Source organism: Ottowia pentelensis, from assembly GCF_964341695.1.
Genome location: NZ_OZ224513.1, coordinates 2,206,677 through 2,221,021, shown reverse-complemented (window position 1 = coordinate 2,221,021; position 14,345 = coordinate 2,206,677). Strand labels below are relative to the sequence as shown.

Sequence of the window (14,345 nt, the reverse complement as noted above, 5' to 3'; positions counted from 1 at the left end):
TCAAGCCTGCCCATCCCATGACTGCTCCCGTCGTCCAGCGCATGCAGGTTGTTCCCGTTGCCGGGCGCGACAGCATGCTGCTCAATCTGTCCGGCGCGCACGCGCCGTTTTTCACCCGCAACCTGGTCATCGTGACCGACAGCGCCGGCCACACCGGTCTGGGCGAGGTGCCGGGTGGCGAGAAGATCCGCCAGACGCTGGAAGACGCCCGCGCCCTGGTCGAGGGCCGCGCCATCGGCGCCATGCACGCCATCCTGAACGACATGCGCAGCCGCTTTGCCGACCGCGACGCGGGCGGGCGCGGCCTGCAGACCTTTGATCTGCGCACCACCATCCACGCCGTGGCCGCCGTCGAATCGGCCCTGCTCGACCTGCAGGGCCAGCACCTGGGCGTGCCGGTGGCGGCCCTGCTGGGCGAGGGCCAGCAGCGCGACGCCGTGCAGATGCTGGGCTACCTGTTCTTTGTCGGCGACCGCGGCAAGACCGATCTTCCGTATGCCAGCGCGCCCGACGCCGAGGATGACTGGCTGCGCCTGCGCCACGAACCGGCCCTGACGCCGGCGGCCGTGGTGCGCCTGGCCGAGGCCGCGCAGCAGCGCTATGGCTTTCAGGACTTCAAGCTCAAGGGCGGCGTGCTGCGCGGCGACGAGGAGGTCGAGGCCGTCAGCGCCCTGCACGAGCGCTTTCCGCAGGCGCGCGTCACGCTCGACCCCAACGGCGGCTGGCTGCTGAAAGAAGCGATCCGCCTGGGCCACAAGATGCGCGGCGTGGTCGCCTATGCCGAAGACCCCTGCGGCGCCGAAGAAGGCTTTTCGGGCCGCGAGGTGATGGCCGAGTTTCGCCGCGCCACCGGCCTGCCCACGGCCACCAACATGATCGCCACCGACTGGCGCCAGCTGGCGCACGCACTGGCGCTGCAAAGCGTGGACATCCCGCTGGCCGACCCCCACTTCTGGACCCTGGCCGGCAGCGTGCGCGTGGCGCAGACCTGCCGCGACTGGGGCCTGACCTGGGGCAGCCACTCCAACAACCATTTCGATGTCTCGCTGGCCATGTTCACCCACGTCGGCGCCGCCGCTCCCGGCAAGGTGACCGCCATCGACACGCACTGGATCTGGCAGGACGGCCAGCGCCTGACCAAGGAACCGCTCAAGATCGAGGGCGGCTACGTACAAGTGCCCAGGAAGCCCGGTCTGGGCATCGAAATCGACATGGTCGAGGTCGAGAAGGCCCACCAGCTTTATCTGCAGCACGGCCTGGGCGCGCGCGACGACGCCGTGGCCATGCAGTACCTGATCTCCAACTGGCGCTTCGATCCCAAGCGGCCTTGCCTGGTGCGCGACTGAGCCCGCCTTTGTTGTCATCTTGTTTCAATCACGCCATGACTGCCTTGCAATCCTTCGACGCCCGCACGGGCCAGCCCATCGATCCGCCGGTCGGCCACCCGCTGCTGGCCACCACGCCCGAACAACTCGACGCCATCGCGCAGGCCGCTGCCGCTGCCGCACCGATCTGGGCTGCCAGCGACGGCGCGGTGCGCGCCCGGCTGCTGGACGCACTGGCCACGGCGCTCGAGGCGCAGCGCGAAGAGCTGGTCGCCCTGGCTGACGCCGAGACCGGCCTGGGCCCGGCGCGCCTGCAGGGCGAGCTGGACCGCACCGCGTTTCAGCTGCGGCGCTTTGGCCGCATGGCGCAGGACGGCGTGCCGTTTCGCCACGTTGACGACCCGGCGGTGGCGGGCGCCGCGCCGGTCGGCCACCCGGCCATGCTGCGCGTGCGCGTGCCGCTGGGGCCGGTGGCCATGTTCGCGGCCAGCAACTTCCCGTTTGCCTTCTCGGTGCTGGGCGGTGACACCGCGGCGGCATTGGCCGCCGGCTGCCCGGTGGTGGTCAAGGCGCACAACGGCCACCTGCTGCTGGCGGACCGCGTGTTTGCGCTGATCCAGGCCGTGCTCAAGGCGCAGGGCCTGCCGGCGGGGCTGATCGGCCTGGTGCAGGGCGAGGGCAATGCCATCGGCACCCAGCTCATCCGCCATCCGGCCATTGCCGCCGGCGCCTTCACAGGCTCGACGCGCGGTGGCGCCGCGCTGCAGGCCGAGGCCAGCGCTCGCCCGCGGCCGATTCCGTTCTACGGCGAGCTGGGTTCGGTCAATCCGGTCATCGCGCTGCCGCACGCCCTGCGCGCCAAGGGCGCCGAGCTGGCGGCCACGCTGGCCGGCTCGATCACGTTGGGCAGCGGGCAGTTCTGCACCAGCCCGGGGGTGATCGTGCTGCTCGACGATCCGGCCAGCGATGCCTTTGTGCAGCAGCTCACTACAGCCCTGGTCGCGCAGCAGCCGCACGCCATGCTCACGCCCGGTCTGCGCCAGGCCTTTGACGCGGGGGTGGGGCGCTGGACGCAAGCCGGCGTGCAGCCGCTGCTGCTGGAGGCTGCCGACGCCGCCCAGCCGCCGCGCCCGGTGCTGGTGCAGGTCGACGCCGCCCGTTTCATCGGCACGCCGCAATTGCACGACGAGGTGTTCGGCCCCGCCAGCCTGATCGTGCGCGCGCACTCGGTGGCCGAGGCGGTGCAGGTGCTGCAGGCGCTGGGCGGCAGCCTGACCGTGACGCTGTGGGGCGCCGACGAGGAGAGCGCCGATGCCCAGGCGCTGGTGCGCGCCGCCATGCAGATGGCCGGCCGCGTGCTGTTTGCCGGCGTCCCCACCGGCGTGGCCGTGACGGCCGCGCAGCAGCACGGCGGGCCCTGGCCCGCGTCCACCCAGCCCTTGACCACCTCGGTGGGCGATGCCGCGCTGGACCGCTTCCTGCGCCCGGTGGCGCTGCAGGACATGCCGGCCTGGCTGGCGGCCCGCGCCGGCCGGCCGGTTTGAGAGGCTGAGCGGTCTCGACCGCGACCCGCGCAAGGAGTGTCTGTCATGACAACCACAGAAACCCGCCCGCCGCACATCATCCGCATGCATGCGGCGGACAACGTGGCCATCGTCGCCAACGTCGGCGGCCTGGAAGCAGGCACCGTGCTGGAGGGCGGGCTGACCCTGCTCGAGCGCGTGCCGCAGGCGCACAAGGTGGCGCTCGTCGATCTGCCCGAGGGCGCGCCCGTGCTGCGCTACGGCATTGCCATCGGCTACGCGCTCAGACCCATCCAGGCCGGCAGCTGGGTGCACGAGCGCCTGCTGCGCATGCCCGAGGCGCGCACGCTCGAGGGCCTGCCCAAGGCCAGCGTGCGGCCCCAGCCGCTGCCGCCGCTGGAGGACTACACCTTCGAGGGCTATCGCAATCCTGACGGCTCGGTCGGCACGCGCAACCTGCTGGCCATCACCGAGACCGTGCAGTGCGTGGCCGGCGTGACCCAGTTTGCGATCGAGCGCATTCGCGCCGAGCTGCTGCCCAAATATCCCAACGTGGACGGCGTGGTGGCGCTGGAGCACAGCTACGGCTGCGGCGTGGCCATCGACGCGCCCGACGCGCTGGTGCCGATCCGCACCGTGCGCAACCTTAGCCTCAACCCCAACTTCGGCGGCGAGCTGATGGTGGTCAGCCTGGGCTGCGAGAAGCTGCAGCCCTCGCGCCTGATGCCGCAGGCCGCGGATGCCGGCGCCCACGCCAACGCCGAGGCGCCGCTGGACGTCGTGGTGCTGCAGGACGAGGCGCATGTGGGCTTCATGGCCATGGTGGAGTCGATCCTGCGCCAGGCCGAGGTGCACCTGGAGCGCCTGAACGGGCGCCGGCGCGTCACCGTGCCGGCCAGCGAACTGGTGGTGGGCGTGCAATGCGGCGGCAGCGACGCCTTCAGTGGCGTCACCGCCAACCCGGCGGTGGGCTTTTGCACCGATCTGCTGGTGCGTGCCGGTGCCAGCGTGATGTTCTCCGAGGTGACCGAGGTGCGCGACGGCATCGACCAGCTCACTGCGCGCGCCGCCAGCCCCGAGGTGGCCGACGCCATGATCCGCGAGATGGCCTGGTACGACGCTTACCTGCGGCGCGGCGGCGCCGACCGCAGCGCCAACACCACGCCGGGCAACAAGACGGGCGGGCTGGCCAACATCGTGGAGAAGGCCATGGGCTCGATCGTCAAGTCGGGCTCTGCGCCCATCTCCAACGTGCTGGCGCCGGGCGACAAACTGTGCTCCAAGGGCCTGACCTACGCCGCCACCCCCGCCAGCGACTTCATCTGCGGCACGCTGCAGATGGCCGCCGGCATGAACCTGCACGTGTTCACCACTGGCCGCGGCACGCCCTACGGCCTGGCGGCCGTGCCGGTCATCAAGGTCGCCACGCGCACCGCGCTGGCGCAGCGCTGGCACGACCTGATGGACCTCAATGCCGGCCAGATCGCCGATGGCGAGGCCAGCATCGAACAGGTGGGCTGGGAGCTGTTTCAGCTGATGCTCGACGTCGCCAGCGGCCGCAAGAAGACCTGGGCCGAGCACTGGAAGCTGCACAACGCGCTGGTGCTGTTCAACCCGGCGCCTGTCACCTGATCTGCCGTGTGCCGGCCGGCTGGGCGGTTCCACGCTGCAGCTGCTCATACACCGCCGTCGCCAGCGCCTGCAGCGCCGGCCGCGGCAACTCGCCCGTGAGGGCGTAACCGAAGCCGCGCTCGACCCAGTAGAAGCTGGCGACCGGGCCCTGCTGGTCGAAGCGGAAGGCTTCGAGCGGTGTGCCGTCGAGCGCGCCCAGGTACAGGGTGATGCGCTGGCCCGTGGCGTTCTGGTACATGAACTGCGCGCGCGCGCCAGCGTCGCCCGGCAGCAGGCGCCCGCCGACCAAGTCGAAGCCCTGCGCCTGCAGCCGCGGCACCGTCAGCGGGCGCGCCAGGCGTTTGGACAGCCACTGCACCAGGTGCTCCTGCTGGTCGGCGGCCACCTCGACCGGGTGGCGCTGCTCGGGCTGGTAGACGGCGTAGGCCACCGCCGCCTGGCGCGCGAACTGCGCCGGCGGCGTGCTCGCGGCGACGGCCTGCGCCGCGTCGTCGGCCTGCCGCCCGTGCAGGCCCCAGCCCAGGCCGAAGGCCAACACCCAGCCCGCCGCCATGCCGGCCCAGGCCAGGCGGCGCCACTGGTTGGCCTGCGTGTCGTGCCAGCGGCCGGCCGCGCCCAGCACGGCCTCGGGCAGCGGGCGGTCCAGCCAGTCGCGGTGCAGCGCGTGCAGCGCGTCGCGTTGCCGGCGCCAGGCCTCGGCCTGCGCGCGCGCCGAAGGATCGAGCGCGGCGTCCAGCGCCTCGGCCCGGGCCGCGGGCAGGCGGCCGTCGACCAGGGCGTGCAGCTCGTCGGGGTGCAGGGGGGCAGGGCGGCTGGCGGTCATGTGGGCATCACTTCAGGCGGCGCAGGGCGGTGTTCGGGTGGGCGGGACGCTGCGGCGAGCGGGCGGGCGTTTGCTCCATCAAGGCCCGCATGCGCTCGCGCGCACGGGACAGGCGCGACATCACCGTGCCCAAGGGCACGCCCAGCACGCGCGCCACGTCGGCGTAGGCCATGTCCTCCAGCGTCACCAGCAGCAGCACGGCGCGCTGCTCGGCCGGCAGGCGCTGCAGGCAGCGGTCGAGGTCGAGCGCGGTGTCATCGGCCACGTCCGCCGCGCCGGCGACGGAGGCCAGCGCCTCGTCGTCCAGCGTCTGCACCGGCAGCAGGGCGCGGCGCTGGTTCAGGTACAGGTTGTGCATCAAGGTGAACAGCCAGGCGCGCAGATTGCTGCCGTGGCGCCACAGCAGCCACTTGCGGCAGGCGCGCTCCAGCGTGTCCTGCACCAGGTCGTCGGCGGCCCAGGCGTCGCCCGTCAGCGCACGCGCATAGCGGCGCAGTCCGGGCAGGTGCTCGACGATCTGCGCGTGGTTCATGCGGCTGCGGCGGGTTCAGGGCATGGCGGTGTGCCACAGGTTGATCTTGCCGTCGCCGCCCTTGTCGCCGGGCTTGCTGTCCTTGCTCCAGTAGTACAGCGGCTTGCCCTTGTAGGCCACCTGCTGGGTGCCGTCGTCGCGCTGGATCAGGCTGTAGCCCTCGCCGCTGGGCGCCGTGGTGGCGGTCAGCGGCGGCCAGTTGGTGGCGCAGCCGTCGTTGCAGGCCGACTTGCCGCTGCCCGCCGCATCCTTGTCGAAGGTGTAGAGCGTCATGCCGCTGGGGCCGACGAGTGCGCCATCGTGGACGCTCACCTGGGCCTGGGCGAGCGTGGGGCCGCCGGCCACGGCGAGGGCGACGAGCAGGGTTTTGAAGGGGATCATGGTGTTCTCCGTACGGTGTTGGCGTGCGTGATTGCGGCCTGACGAGGGATGAACACCGCGGGCGGGGCTTTTATTCCACGGCCCAGGCAAAAAAATCAGCGATGGCGGCTCTTGAGCGCCCGCTCCACCTCGCGCTTGCCCTCGCGCTCGCGGATGGTGTCGCGCTTGTCGTGCGTGGCCTTGCCCTTGGCCAGCGCGATTTCGCACTTCACGCGGCCGTTCTTCCAGTGCAGGTTGATGGGCACCAGGGTGTAGCCCTTTTGCTCGACCTTGCCGATCAGCCGCTGGATCTCGTCCTTCTTCATCAGCAGCTTCTTGGTGCGCACGGCGTCGGGGCGCACATGGGTGCTGGCGGTGCCCAGCGGGTTGATCTGGCAGCCGATGACGAACAGCTCGCCGCCCCGAATCACCACATAGCCGTCGGTCAGCTGCGCCTTGCCGGCGCGCAGGGCTTTTACCTCCCAGCCTTCCAGCACCATGCCGGCCTCGAAGCGTTCCTCGAAGAAATAATTGAACGCGGCCTTCTTGTTCTGGGCAATGACCGGGTTGGTGGAAGCGGGCTTTTTCTGGGTCGCCATCGGGGCTATATGTGGGGCAGGTGCCCACTTGCAAGCGGCACCGGCGCGCGCGGGGCACCTTAAAATCAGGAGCAATCGCGCATTCTATGAAATCCGTCCACAAGTCCGTCCTGATCTGGTACTCGCCGGCCGAGATGTACGCGCTGGTCACCGACGTGGCGCGCTACCCGGAGTTTTTGCCCTGGTGCGACCACGCGCGCGTGCTGTCCGAGACCGAGACGGGCATGACCGCCGAGGTCGGCATCGCCTTCAAGGGCGTGAAGCAGAGCTTTACCACCCGCAACGAGCACGTGCCCGAGCGCGAGGTGCGCATGCACCTGGTCGACGGCCCGTTCTCGCGGCTGGAGGGCGACTGGCGCTTCATGCCGGTGGGCGACGGCACGCAGCGCGCCTGCCGCATCGACCTGAAGCTGGACTACGGCTTTTCCAACGCGGTGCTGGCGGCCGTGGTGGGCCCCGTGTTCGACCGCATCGCCACCAGCATGGTGGATGCCTTCGTCAAGCGCGCCGAGCAGGTGTACGGCGCGGCGATGTGATGGCCGGACCGATTGCGGTGCTGCTGGTGCGCTCGCCCGGTCCACGGCAGATCGAGCAGCGCGAGCTGCGCCTGCCCGCGGGCAGCACGCTGGGCCAGGCGCTGGATGCGGCCGGCTGGCAGGTCGAAGAGGGCCTCGACGTCGGCATCTGGGGCCGCAAGGCGCCGCTGGACCGAGTGTTGCGCGACGGCGACCGGGTGGAGTTGTACCGGCCGTTGACGGTGGATCCGAAAATCGCGCGGCGCGAGCGCTTCGGCCGGCAGGGGGCGCGCACGGCCGGTCTGTTTGCCCGCCGGCGCCCCGGCGCCAAGCCCGGCTACTGACCACGAAAAACGGCCCGCGCGGGCCGTCGGCCGGTGCGTGCGGGCCGCGGGCGCTACCTGCAGCTGGCGGCGATGATCTCGTTGACGCGCTTGAGCTCGGCCGCGCGCTGCGTGTCGTCCAGCACCTCGCGCTCGCCCTGGGCGTTGACGCGGGCCATGCGCATGCCCGAATCCAGCGTGGCCTTGGCGCCCTGGGCGCGCTTGCAGTTGTCGGCGCGCGCGGCAACCTGGCGGGCCTCGTCGGCCTTTTGCTTGGCCGCTTCGGCGGCCTCGGCCTGCTTTTTCTTGTCTTCGAGGGCCTTGTCGACGCCCGGCGCCGGGGCCTTGGCGGCGGTCACCGCGGCCGATGCCGCAGGGGCAGCGGACTCGGCCGCAGCGGGCGCGGCCGCCGACGCGGCGCCGCCACGCGGTTGCGACAGGATGTTCTTGGCCGGCACGTCGGCCGGCGGCGCGCGGTCGCTGAACACGCGGCGGCCGTCCTTGTCGATCCACTGGTACTGCGCCATGGCCGACAGGCTGGCCAGCAGCAGGCCGGCAAGAAGGAGAGGGCGATGCAGGGTCATGGGACGCCCAGTGTAGCGTCAGGTGACGAAAAGTTGCACAAAAGTACAACCCCTTGGCGCTTCGGACGCGGCGAATGTGTCGAATCGGGCACGAAAAGCCGCTGCCGGGGGCTTCGGTACAATCCGTTTTTTGGAGCAAACCATGCGCCTTTTAGGCCCCGCGCTGACCTTCGACGACGTGTTGTTGGTGCCGGCGTTCTCCCAGGTCCTGCCCAAGGACACCGCGCTTTCCACCCAGTTCACGCGCCGCATCCGGCTCAACCTGCCGCTGGTTTCGGCGGCCATGGACACCGTCACCGAGGCCCGCCTGGCGATCGCCATGGCGCAGGAGGGCGGCATCGGCATCGTGCACAAGAACCTGACCGCCGCCGAGCAGGCCGCGCAGGTGGCCAAGGTCAAGCGCTATGAGTCCGGCGTGCTGCGCGATCCGGTGGTGATCACGCCCGAGCACACGGTGCTGCAGGTGATGCAGTTGTCCGACGAGCTGGACATCAGCGGCTTTCCGGTCATCGACCAGGGGCGGGTGGTGGGCATCGTCACCGGGCGCGATTTGCGCTTCGAGACGCGCTACGACGTGCCGGTGCGCGCCATCATGACGCCGCGCGAGCGCCTGATCACCGTGCCCGAGGGCACCAGCCACGCCGAGGCCAAGGCGCTGCTGAACAAGCACAAGCTGGAGCGCCTGCTGATCATCGACGAGCAGGACCGCCTGAAGGGCCTGATCACGGTCAAGGACATCACCAAGCAGACCACCTTTCCCAACGCCGCGCGCGACGACCACGGCCGTCTGCGCGTGGGCGCGGCGGTGGGCGTGGGTGCCGGCACCGAGGAGCGCGTAAACGCGCTGGTCAAGGCCGGCGTGGACGCGCTGGTGGTGGACACCGCGCACGGCCACAGCCAGGGCGTGATCGAGCGCGTGCGCTGGGTCAAGCAGCACTATCCGCAGGTCGACGTGATCGGCGGCAACATCGCCACCGCGGCGGCGGCGCGCGCGCTGGCCGAGGTCGGCGCCGACGGCGTCAAGGTCGGCATCGGGCCGGGCAGCATCTGCACCACGCGCATCGTGGCCGGCGTGGGCGTGCCGCAGATCACCGCCATCCACAACGTGGCCGAGGCGCTGGAGGGCACGGGCGTGCCGCTGATCGCCGATGGCGGCGTGCGCTTTTCGGGCGACATCGCCAAGGCCATTGCCGCCGGCGCGCACAGCGTGATGATGGGTGGCATGTTCGCCGGCACCGAGGAGGCGCCGGGCGAGATCGTGCTGTACCAGGGCCGCAGCTACAAGAGCTATCGCGGCATGGGCAGCATCGGCGCCATGCAGCAGGGCAGCGCCGACCGCTATTTCCAGGAAAGCGCCACCGGCAACCCCAATGCCGACAAGCTGGTGCCCGAGGGCATCGAGGGGCGCGTGCCCTACAAGGGCAGCGTGGTCAGCATCCTGTTTCAGCAGGCCGGCGGCCTGCGCGCGGCCATGGGCTATTGCGGCTGCGCCACCATCGACGAACTGCGCGCCAAGGCCGAGTTCGTGCAGATCACGGCCGCGGGCATCCGCGAGTCGCACGTGCACGACGTGCAGATCACCAAGGAAGCGCCCAACTATCGGGCCGACTGATGCCCAGCGCCCGCCAGCCGCGCGTGGACGCCCTGCGCGGGCTGGCGCTGGTGTGGATGACGGCCTATCACTTCGCGTTCGACCTGAACCACTTCGGGGTCATCTACCAGAATTTTTACGACGACCCGCTGTGGACGCTGCAGCGCACGGCCATCGTCAGCCTGTTTCTGTTCACCGCCGGCCTGGGGCAGGTGCTGGCCGTGCAGGCGGGGCAGGGCTGGCCGCGCTTTGGGCGGCGCTGGGCGCAGATCGCGGGCTGCGCGGCGCTGGTGTCGCTGGGCTCGTGGTGGATGTTTCCGCGCAGCTGGATCAGCTTCGGCGTGCTGCACGGCATGGCGGTGATGCTGCTGTTGGTGCGCGCCGGACTGCAGGGGCGCGCCCTGCGCGGCGCGGCGCCCTGGCTGCTGGGCCTGGCGCTGATCCTTGCTGCGCCGATGCTGGGCCAGTGGGCGGCCACGCAGGCCCCGCCGGCGCTGGCGGCGGCGCTGGACAGCCGCTGGCTCAACGGCCTGGGCGTGGTCACGCACAAGCCCGTCACCGAGGACTACGTGCCGCTGCTGCCCTGGCTGGGCGTGATGCTGCTGGGCGTGGGCGCGGCGCGGGCTTTGCCGCCGGCGTGGCTGGGTGGGCCGGTGGGCCCGCTTGGCCGCGGTTTGGCCTGGCTGGGGCGCCACAGTCTCGCGTACTACATGCTGCACCAGCCGGTGCTGATCGGTGCGCTGATGGCTTGGGGCGCGCTGCGCGGTTTTTAAACCAAATCGGGCTTTGACCGGCGTCCCGCCTGCGCGAGCAGCTATCAAAACAAAAGCGGGCGACAAGCCCGCTTTTGGCTGTGAGGCTTGAAGGTCTTACTCGACCTTGGCCTTCTCGCGCAGCTCCTGCTGGTACTTGGCCAGCTGCTGCTGCTCCATCTGCTGCTTGAGCTGGGCCTTGACGGCGTCGAAGGGCGGGGGCTCGGGCGCCTTGGCGTCGCGCTCGTCCTCGAGCTGGATCACGTGGTAGCCGAACTGGGTCTTGACCGGGGCGTCCGTGGTCTGGCCCTTCTTCAGCTTGGTCAGCGCGGCGCCGAACTCGGGCACGTAGGTGCTGGCCGGGGCCCAGCCCAGCTCGCCGCCGTTGGCGCCCGAGCCGGTGTCCTTGGACTGCTTCTTGGCGATGTCCTCGAACTTGCCGCCCTTCTTGAGCTGGGCAATGATGGACTTGGCGTCGTCTTCCTTCTCGACCAGGATGTGGCGCGCCTTGTATTCCTTGGTGCCGGCGGCCGGCGCCTGCGCCTTGATCAGCTTGTCGTATTCGACCTTGGCTTCCGCGTCGGTCACCGGATGCTTCTTGGCGTAGTCGGCGAACAGCTCGCCGATCAGCACGCTCTGGCGCGCCAGGTCCATCTTGGCCTTGAAGTCGGGCGTGCTCTGCAGGCCCAGCTTTTCGGCCTCCTGCATGAACACCTCGCGCGCGATGACCTCGTCGCGCAGCTGGCCCTGCACCTCGGGCGGCACCGGCTGGCCGGTGCGCGCGGCCTGGGCCTTGATCTGCCCCTCGAGCGCGTCCAGGCGCGCCTTGGGCACCGGCTTGCCGTTGACGATGGCGACGTTTTGGGCCATGGCCGGCAGCGCGAAGGCGCCCGCCAGCAGGCCGGCCGCGCAGGCGGCCAGAAGCTGTTTTTTCATGGTTGCAGTGAGAACAAGAAAATCCCGGACGGGACGAGAGGAAAGGAAAAGGACTGAGGCCTCAACCCGTGGCCTCGATGGCCAGGGCATGCACCCCCTGATGGTCGATGAAGTCCTGCAGGGCATCATACACAAGGCGATGGCGCGCCACGCGCGGCAGCCCGGCAAAGGCCACCGCCGTGATGCGCACCCGAAAATGCGTGCCGAAACCGGTGCCGTTGGCGCCGGCATGGCCTTCGTGCTGCCAGCTTTCATCCAGCACTTCGAGCGCGCTGGGCGCAAAGCGTTGCTGCAGCAGGGCCTGCATCTGCCCGGCCAGGGCGGACGACGGGGCGATGTCGGGCGTCGCCGCGGGGCTCATTCGGGTGCTCCAGGGTGGGCCTGGGAGGATTCGGCCGGCTCGATCAGGTGGCGCGCCACGTAAAAGCCCTGGGCCACGATGAAGACCACCGGAAACACGTAGCCCCACAGTTTGAAGTCGGCCCAGGCGTCGGTCGAATAATAGGCCGCCACGTAGCCGTTGAGGGCGGCCATGAACAGGCAGTAGACGATCCAGGCCACCGACAGGCGCAGCCAGGCGAAGTCGGGCAGGGCGATCTGCGCGCCCAGCATGGCCTTGAGCACGTTCTTGCGGTAGCCCCATTGCGCCACCGCCAGCGCCAGCGCCATGGCGGCGTACAGCACGGTCGGCTTCCACTTGATGAAGCGATCGTCCTGCAGCGCCAGCGTGAGCGCGCCGAAGATCAGGATCAGCCCCAGCGTGGCCTTGTGCATGGTGCTGAGCTTCTTGTCGATGAAGTAAATGACGGCCATCTGCACACAGGTGGCGGCCATCAGCACCGCCGTGCCGGCGTAGATGCCCCACAGCTTGTAGGCGCCGAAGAACAGCAGGATGGGGAGAAAGTCCAGAAGCAGCTTCATGAGGCGGAGATTATCGCGGCTCGAAGTCGAGCGAGGCCGAGTTCATGCAGTAGCGCAGGCCGGTGGGCGCCGGGCCGTCCTCGAACACGTGGCCCAGGTGCGCGCCGCAGTGGGCGCACAGGGTTTCGACGCGCACCATGCCGTGGCTGGTGTCGCGCCGCTCCTCGATGGTGCCGGGGATGGCCTGCGAGAAGCTGGGCCAGCCGCAGCCGGCGTCGAACTTGGTGCCGGACTCGAACAGCTTGGCGCCGCAGCAGATGCAGTGGTAGCTGCCGTCGGCCCAGTGGCGCTCGTACTTGCCGCTGAAGGGCCGCTCGGTGGCGGCGTGGCGCGTGATCTGGAACGCGCCCGGCTCGGCGCCCTTGGCGGTCAGCAGGGCCTGCCATTCGGCCTCGGTCTTGTGCAGGGGATGGGTCATGAGGAACAGCTGATCTGGATCTGGGATGCCCAGTCGGGCGGAAAGCCGGCCCAGTCGGGATGGGCCGGGTGCTCGTCGAACGGGCGCTCGAGCGCGCCCAACAGGTCTTGGAGCAGGCCGAAGTCCTTTAGTTTCGCCCGCGCGATGGCCTGCTCGGCCAGGTGGTTGCGCAGCACGATGGCGGGGTTGGACTTGAGCATCAAATCGGGGCTGTGCGCTGCTGGATCGTGTGCGACAAGCTCTTGATATTGTAGCAACCAGGCGTCGCCCGCGGCGCGTTCGATGAACAGGTCGCGCACCGGATCGCCCGCCGCGCCGGCCATCTGCCGCGCCAGGCGGCGCCAGAAGATGGACCAGTCGGTGCGCTCGCGCGCCAGCAGCACCAGCAGCGCGTCGACCAGCGTTCCGATGGCCGGCGTGGCGCGGGCAAAGCCCAGCTTGGCGGCCATGCGCGCGGCCAGCGCGTCGCTGTAAAAATTGGCAAAAGGTTCGATGGCGGCGATGGCGCGGTCCTGGTCGCCGATCAACGGCAACAGGGCCTGGCCCAGGGCGCACAGGTTCCAGTGCGCGACGGCCGGCTGCTGGTCGTAGGCGTAGCGCCCACCGCTGTCGGAATGGTTGCAGATGTGGCCGGGATCGAAGCCGTCCATGAACTGGAACGGCCCGTAGTCGATGGTCAGGCCCAGGATGCTCATGTTGTCGGTGTTCATCACCCCGTGCATGAAGCCCACCGCCTGCCAGTGGGCGATCAGGCGCGCCGTGCGCTCGGTCACCCGCGCCAGCAGGGCGGCGTAGGGGTTGGCGGCGGCGCGGCAGTCGGGGTAGAAGCGCTCGATGACGTGGTCGGCCAGGGCCTTCAGCTCGGCGTGCTGGCCGCTGTAGCTGAAGTGCTCGAAGTGGCCGAAGCGGATGAAGCTGGGCGCCACGCGCGTCACCACGGCGGCGGTTTCCATGGTCTCGCGGCGCACCGGCAGGTCGGAGCCCACCACGCACAGCGCCCGGGTGGTGGGGATGCCCAGGCCGTGCATGGCCTCGCTGACGAGAAACTCGCGGATCGACGAGCGCAGCACCGCGCGGCCGTCGGCCATGCGCGAGTAGGGCGTGCGGCCGCTGCCCTTGAGCTGCACTTCCAGCCCGCCGGGCGTCTCGCCCAGCAGCAGCGCGCGCCCGTCGCCCAGCTGGCCCGCCCAGACGCCGAACTGGTGCCCGCTGTAGACGCTGGCCAGCGGCCGGGCGCCCGGCGGCAGCGCGTTGCCGCTGAACCACTGCAGCGCCTCGTCGCTGGCCAGCCAGTCCGGGTCCAGCCCCAGCTCGCGCGCCAGCGCCGCGCTGCGGCCGATCCAGTAGGGATCGGGCAGCGGGGCGGGTGCCAACTCGGTGAAAAAACGCGGGCCCAGCGCGGCGAACGCGCCGTGCTCGGCAAACAGCGGGGGGGCCGCAAGGGCAGCGGGGCTCATGCCGCCATTGTCGGCCCCGGCGGCGAATGGCGTGCGGGCGCGGGTAAATACCAG

17 protein-coding genes are annotated in these 14,345 nt (G+C 70.2%); 7 read left to right on the top strand and 10 right to left on the bottom strand.

Features of this window, described 5'->3' with window-relative positions; all coding sequences use genetic code 11:
• Nucleotides 1-17: 17 nt before the first annotated feature.
• Genes gudD through garD form a run of 3 tightly spaced genes read left to right on the top strand, consistent with a single transcriptional unit; the run spans nt 18 to nt 4,480 of the window.
• Nucleotides 18-1,346, top strand: a complete 1,329-nt coding sequence (gene gudD, locus ACWHMB_RS10865) for a glucarate dehydratase (RefSeq protein WP_377484239.1) — start codon at nt 18-20, stop codon at nt 1,344-1,346.
• A gap of 35 nt (nt 1,347-1,381) precedes the next feature.
• Complete coding sequence (locus ACWHMB_RS10860; protein ID WP_377484241.1) at nt 1,382-2,869, top strand: aldehyde dehydrogenase (NADP(+)); 1,488 nt, start codon at nt 1,382-1,384, stop codon at nt 2,867-2,869.
• 45 nt (nt 2,870-2,914) lie between these two features.
• Complete coding sequence (garD, locus tag ACWHMB_RS10855) at nt 2,915-4,480, top strand: galactarate dehydratase (protein ID WP_377484243.1); 1,566 nt, start codon at nt 2,915-2,917, stop codon at nt 4,478-4,480.
• Here the strand turns inward: garD and ACWHMB_RS10850 are convergent.
• The 4 genes from ACWHMB_RS10850 to smpB all read right to left on the bottom strand — a co-directional run bounded on the left by ACWHMB_RS10850 (nt 4,473) and on the right by smpB (nt 6,794).
• Nucleotides 4,473-5,303, bottom strand: coding sequence for an anti-sigma factor family protein (locus ACWHMB_RS10850; protein WP_377484245.1), 831 nt, complete (start codon nt 5,301-5,303; stop codon nt 4,473-4,475). The two genes, garD and ACWHMB_RS10850, sit on opposite strands and share 8 nt — an antisense overlap.
• Before the next feature lie 7 nt (nt 5,304-5,310).
• Entirely contained in the window at nt 5,311-5,835 is a 525-nt protein-coding gene (locus ACWHMB_RS10845) for an RNA polymerase sigma factor (protein ID WP_377484247.1), read from the bottom strand.
• 15 nt (nt 5,836-5,850) lie between these two features.
• Nucleotides 5,851-6,216: a COG4315 family predicted lipoprotein gene (locus ACWHMB_RS10840; protein WP_377484250.1), complete on the bottom strand. Its 366-nt coding sequence runs from the start codon at nt 6,214-6,216 to the stop codon at nt 5,851-5,853.
• A 95-nt stretch (nt 6,217-6,311) separates the two neighbouring features.
• Nucleotides 6,312-6,794, bottom strand: coding sequence for an SsrA-binding protein SmpB (gene smpB / locus ACWHMB_RS10835; protein ID WP_377484252.1), 483 nt, complete (start codon nt 6,792-6,794; stop codon nt 6,312-6,314).
• Between the two features lie 86 nt (nt 6,795-6,880).
• On the opposite strand from smpB, the gene ACWHMB_RS10830 reads away from it, so the two are divergent.
• Together ACWHMB_RS10830 and ACWHMB_RS10825 are read left to right on the top strand one after the other, a co-directional pair.
• Nucleotides 6,881-7,330, top strand: coding sequence for a type II toxin-antitoxin system RatA family toxin (locus ACWHMB_RS10830; protein WP_377484254.1), 450 nt, complete (start codon nt 6,881-6,883; stop codon nt 7,328-7,330).
• Complete coding sequence (locus ACWHMB_RS10825) at nt 7,330-7,653, top strand: RnfH family protein (protein WP_377484256.1); 324 nt, start codon at nt 7,330-7,332, stop codon at nt 7,651-7,653. Before ACWHMB_RS10830 ends, ACWHMB_RS10825 begins: the two co-directional genes overlap by 1 nt.
• A 53-nt stretch (nt 7,654-7,706) precedes the next feature.
• Here the strand turns inward: ACWHMB_RS10825 and ACWHMB_RS10820 are convergent, their stop codons facing one another.
• Nucleotides 7,707-8,216, bottom strand: a complete 510-nt coding sequence (locus ACWHMB_RS10820; RefSeq protein ID WP_377484258.1) for a DUF4124 domain-containing protein — start codon at nt 8,214-8,216, stop codon at nt 7,707-7,709.
• Nucleotides 8,217-8,358: 142 nt separating this feature from the next.
• Here ACWHMB_RS10820 and guaB point away from each other — a divergent pair, with 142 nt between their 5' ends.
• Together guaB and ACWHMB_RS10810 are read left to right on the top strand one after the other, a co-directional pair.
• Nucleotides 8,359-9,828 carry an IMP dehydrogenase gene (guaB, locus tag ACWHMB_RS10815; protein ID WP_377484261.1) on the top strand — a complete coding sequence of 490 codons (1,470 nt, stop codon included), beginning with the start codon at nt 8,359-8,361 and terminating at the stop codon, nt 9,826-9,828.
• Nucleotides 9,828-10,580, top strand: a complete 753-nt coding sequence (locus ACWHMB_RS10810; protein ID WP_377484263.1) for a DUF1624 domain-containing protein — start codon at nt 9,828-9,830, stop codon at nt 10,578-10,580. Before guaB ends, ACWHMB_RS10810 begins: the two co-directional genes overlap by 1 nt.
• A 96-nt stretch (nt 10,581-10,676) precedes the next feature.
• Here ACWHMB_RS10810 and ACWHMB_RS10805 read toward each other — a convergent pair whose 3' ends face one another.
• From ACWHMB_RS10805 to ACWHMB_RS10785, 5 genes are all read right to left on the bottom strand, one after another.
• Nucleotides 10,677-11,495: a peptidylprolyl isomerase gene (locus tag ACWHMB_RS10805; protein WP_377484266.1), complete on the bottom strand. Its 819-nt coding sequence runs from the start codon at nt 11,493-11,495 to the stop codon at nt 10,677-10,679.
• A gap of 61 nt (nt 11,496-11,556) precedes the next feature.
• Nucleotides 11,557-11,856, bottom strand: a complete 300-nt coding sequence (locus ACWHMB_RS10800) for a BolA family protein (protein ID WP_377484268.1) — start codon at nt 11,854-11,856, stop codon at nt 11,557-11,559.
• A complete protein-coding gene (locus ACWHMB_RS10795; protein WP_377484270.1) occupies nt 11,853-12,416 on the bottom strand; it encodes a septation protein A in 564 nt (187 codons plus the stop codon). The genes ACWHMB_RS10800 and ACWHMB_RS10795 overlap by 4 nt, the downstream gene beginning before the upstream one ends.
• Before the next feature lie 10 nt (nt 12,417-12,426).
• Nucleotides 12,427-12,834: a peptide-methionine (R)-S-oxide reductase MsrB gene (gene msrB / locus ACWHMB_RS10790; protein ID WP_377484272.1), complete on the bottom strand. Its 408-nt coding sequence runs from the start codon at nt 12,832-12,834 to the stop codon at nt 12,427-12,429.
• The gene (locus ACWHMB_RS10785; RefSeq protein ID WP_447648533.1) at nt 12,831-14,291 is read right to left on the bottom strand and encodes a protein adenylyltransferase SelO; all 1,461 of its coding nucleotides are present in this window, start codon (nt 14,289-14,291) and stop codon (nt 12,831-12,833) included. Before ACWHMB_RS10785 ends, msrB begins: the two co-directional genes overlap by 4 nt.
• Nucleotides 14,292-14,345 lie beyond the last annotated feature (54 nt).

Coding starts and splice junctions, on each gene's coding strand:
- smpB (WP_377484252.1), bottom strand. CDS start 6,794: ATGGCGACCCAGAAAAAGCCCGCTTCCACCAACCCGGTCATTGCCCAG.
- ACWHMB_RS10820 (WP_377484258.1), bottom strand. CDS start 8,216: ATGACCCTGCATCGCCCTCTCCTTCTTGCCGGCCTGCTGCTGGCCAGC.
- ACWHMB_RS10840 (WP_377484250.1), bottom strand. CDS start 6,216: ATGATCCCCTTCAAAACCCTGCTCGTCGCCCTCGCCGTGGCCGGCGGC.
- gudD (WP_377484239.1), top strand. CDS start 18: ATGACTGCTCCCGTCGTCCAGCGCATGCAGGTTGTTCCCGTTGCCGGG.
- ACWHMB_RS10805 (WP_377484266.1), bottom strand. CDS start 11,495: ATGAAAAAACAGCTTCTGGCCGCCTGCGCGGCCGGCCTGCTGGCGGGC.
- ACWHMB_RS10810 (WP_377484263.1), top strand. CDS start 9,828: ATGCCCAGCGCCCGCCAGCCGCGCGTGGACGCCCTGCGCGGGCTGGCG.
- garD (WP_377484243.1), top strand. CDS start 2,915: ATGACAACCACAGAAACCCGCCCGCCGCACATCATCCGCATGCATGCG.
- ACWHMB_RS10850 (WP_377484245.1), bottom strand. CDS start 5,303: ATGACCGCCAGCCGCCCTGCCCCCCTGCACCCCGACGAGCTGCACGCC.
- ACWHMB_RS10860 (WP_377484241.1), top strand. CDS start 1,382: ATGACTGCCTTGCAATCCTTCGACGCCCGCACGGGCCAGCCCATCGAT.
- guaB (WP_377484261.1), top strand. CDS start 8,359: ATGCGCCTTTTAGGCCCCGCGCTGACCTTCGACGACGTGTTGTTGGTG.
- msrB (WP_377484272.1), bottom strand. CDS start 12,834: ATGACCCATCCCCTGCACAAGACCGAGGCCGAATGGCAGGCCCTGCTG.
- ACWHMB_RS10785 (WP_447648533.1), bottom strand. CDS start 14,291: ATGAGCCCCGCTGCCCTTGCGGCCCCCCCGCTGTTTGCCGAGCACGGC.
- ACWHMB_RS10825 (WP_377484256.1), top strand. CDS start 7,330: ATGGCCGGACCGATTGCGGTGCTGCTGGTGCGCTCGCCCGGTCCACGG.
- ACWHMB_RS10845 (WP_377484247.1), bottom strand. CDS start 5,835: ATGAACCACGCGCAGATCGTCGAGCACCTGCCCGGACTGCGCCGCTAT.
- ACWHMB_RS10830 (WP_377484254.1), top strand. CDS start 6,881: ATGAAATCCGTCCACAAGTCCGTCCTGATCTGGTACTCGCCGGCCGAG.
- ACWHMB_RS10800 (WP_377484268.1), bottom strand. CDS start 11,856: ATGAGCCCCGCGGCGACGCCCGACATCGCCCCGTCGTCCGCCCTGGCC.
- ACWHMB_RS10795 (WP_377484270.1), bottom strand. CDS start 12,416: ATGAAGCTGCTTCTGGACTTTCTCCCCATCCTGCTGTTCTTCGGCGCC.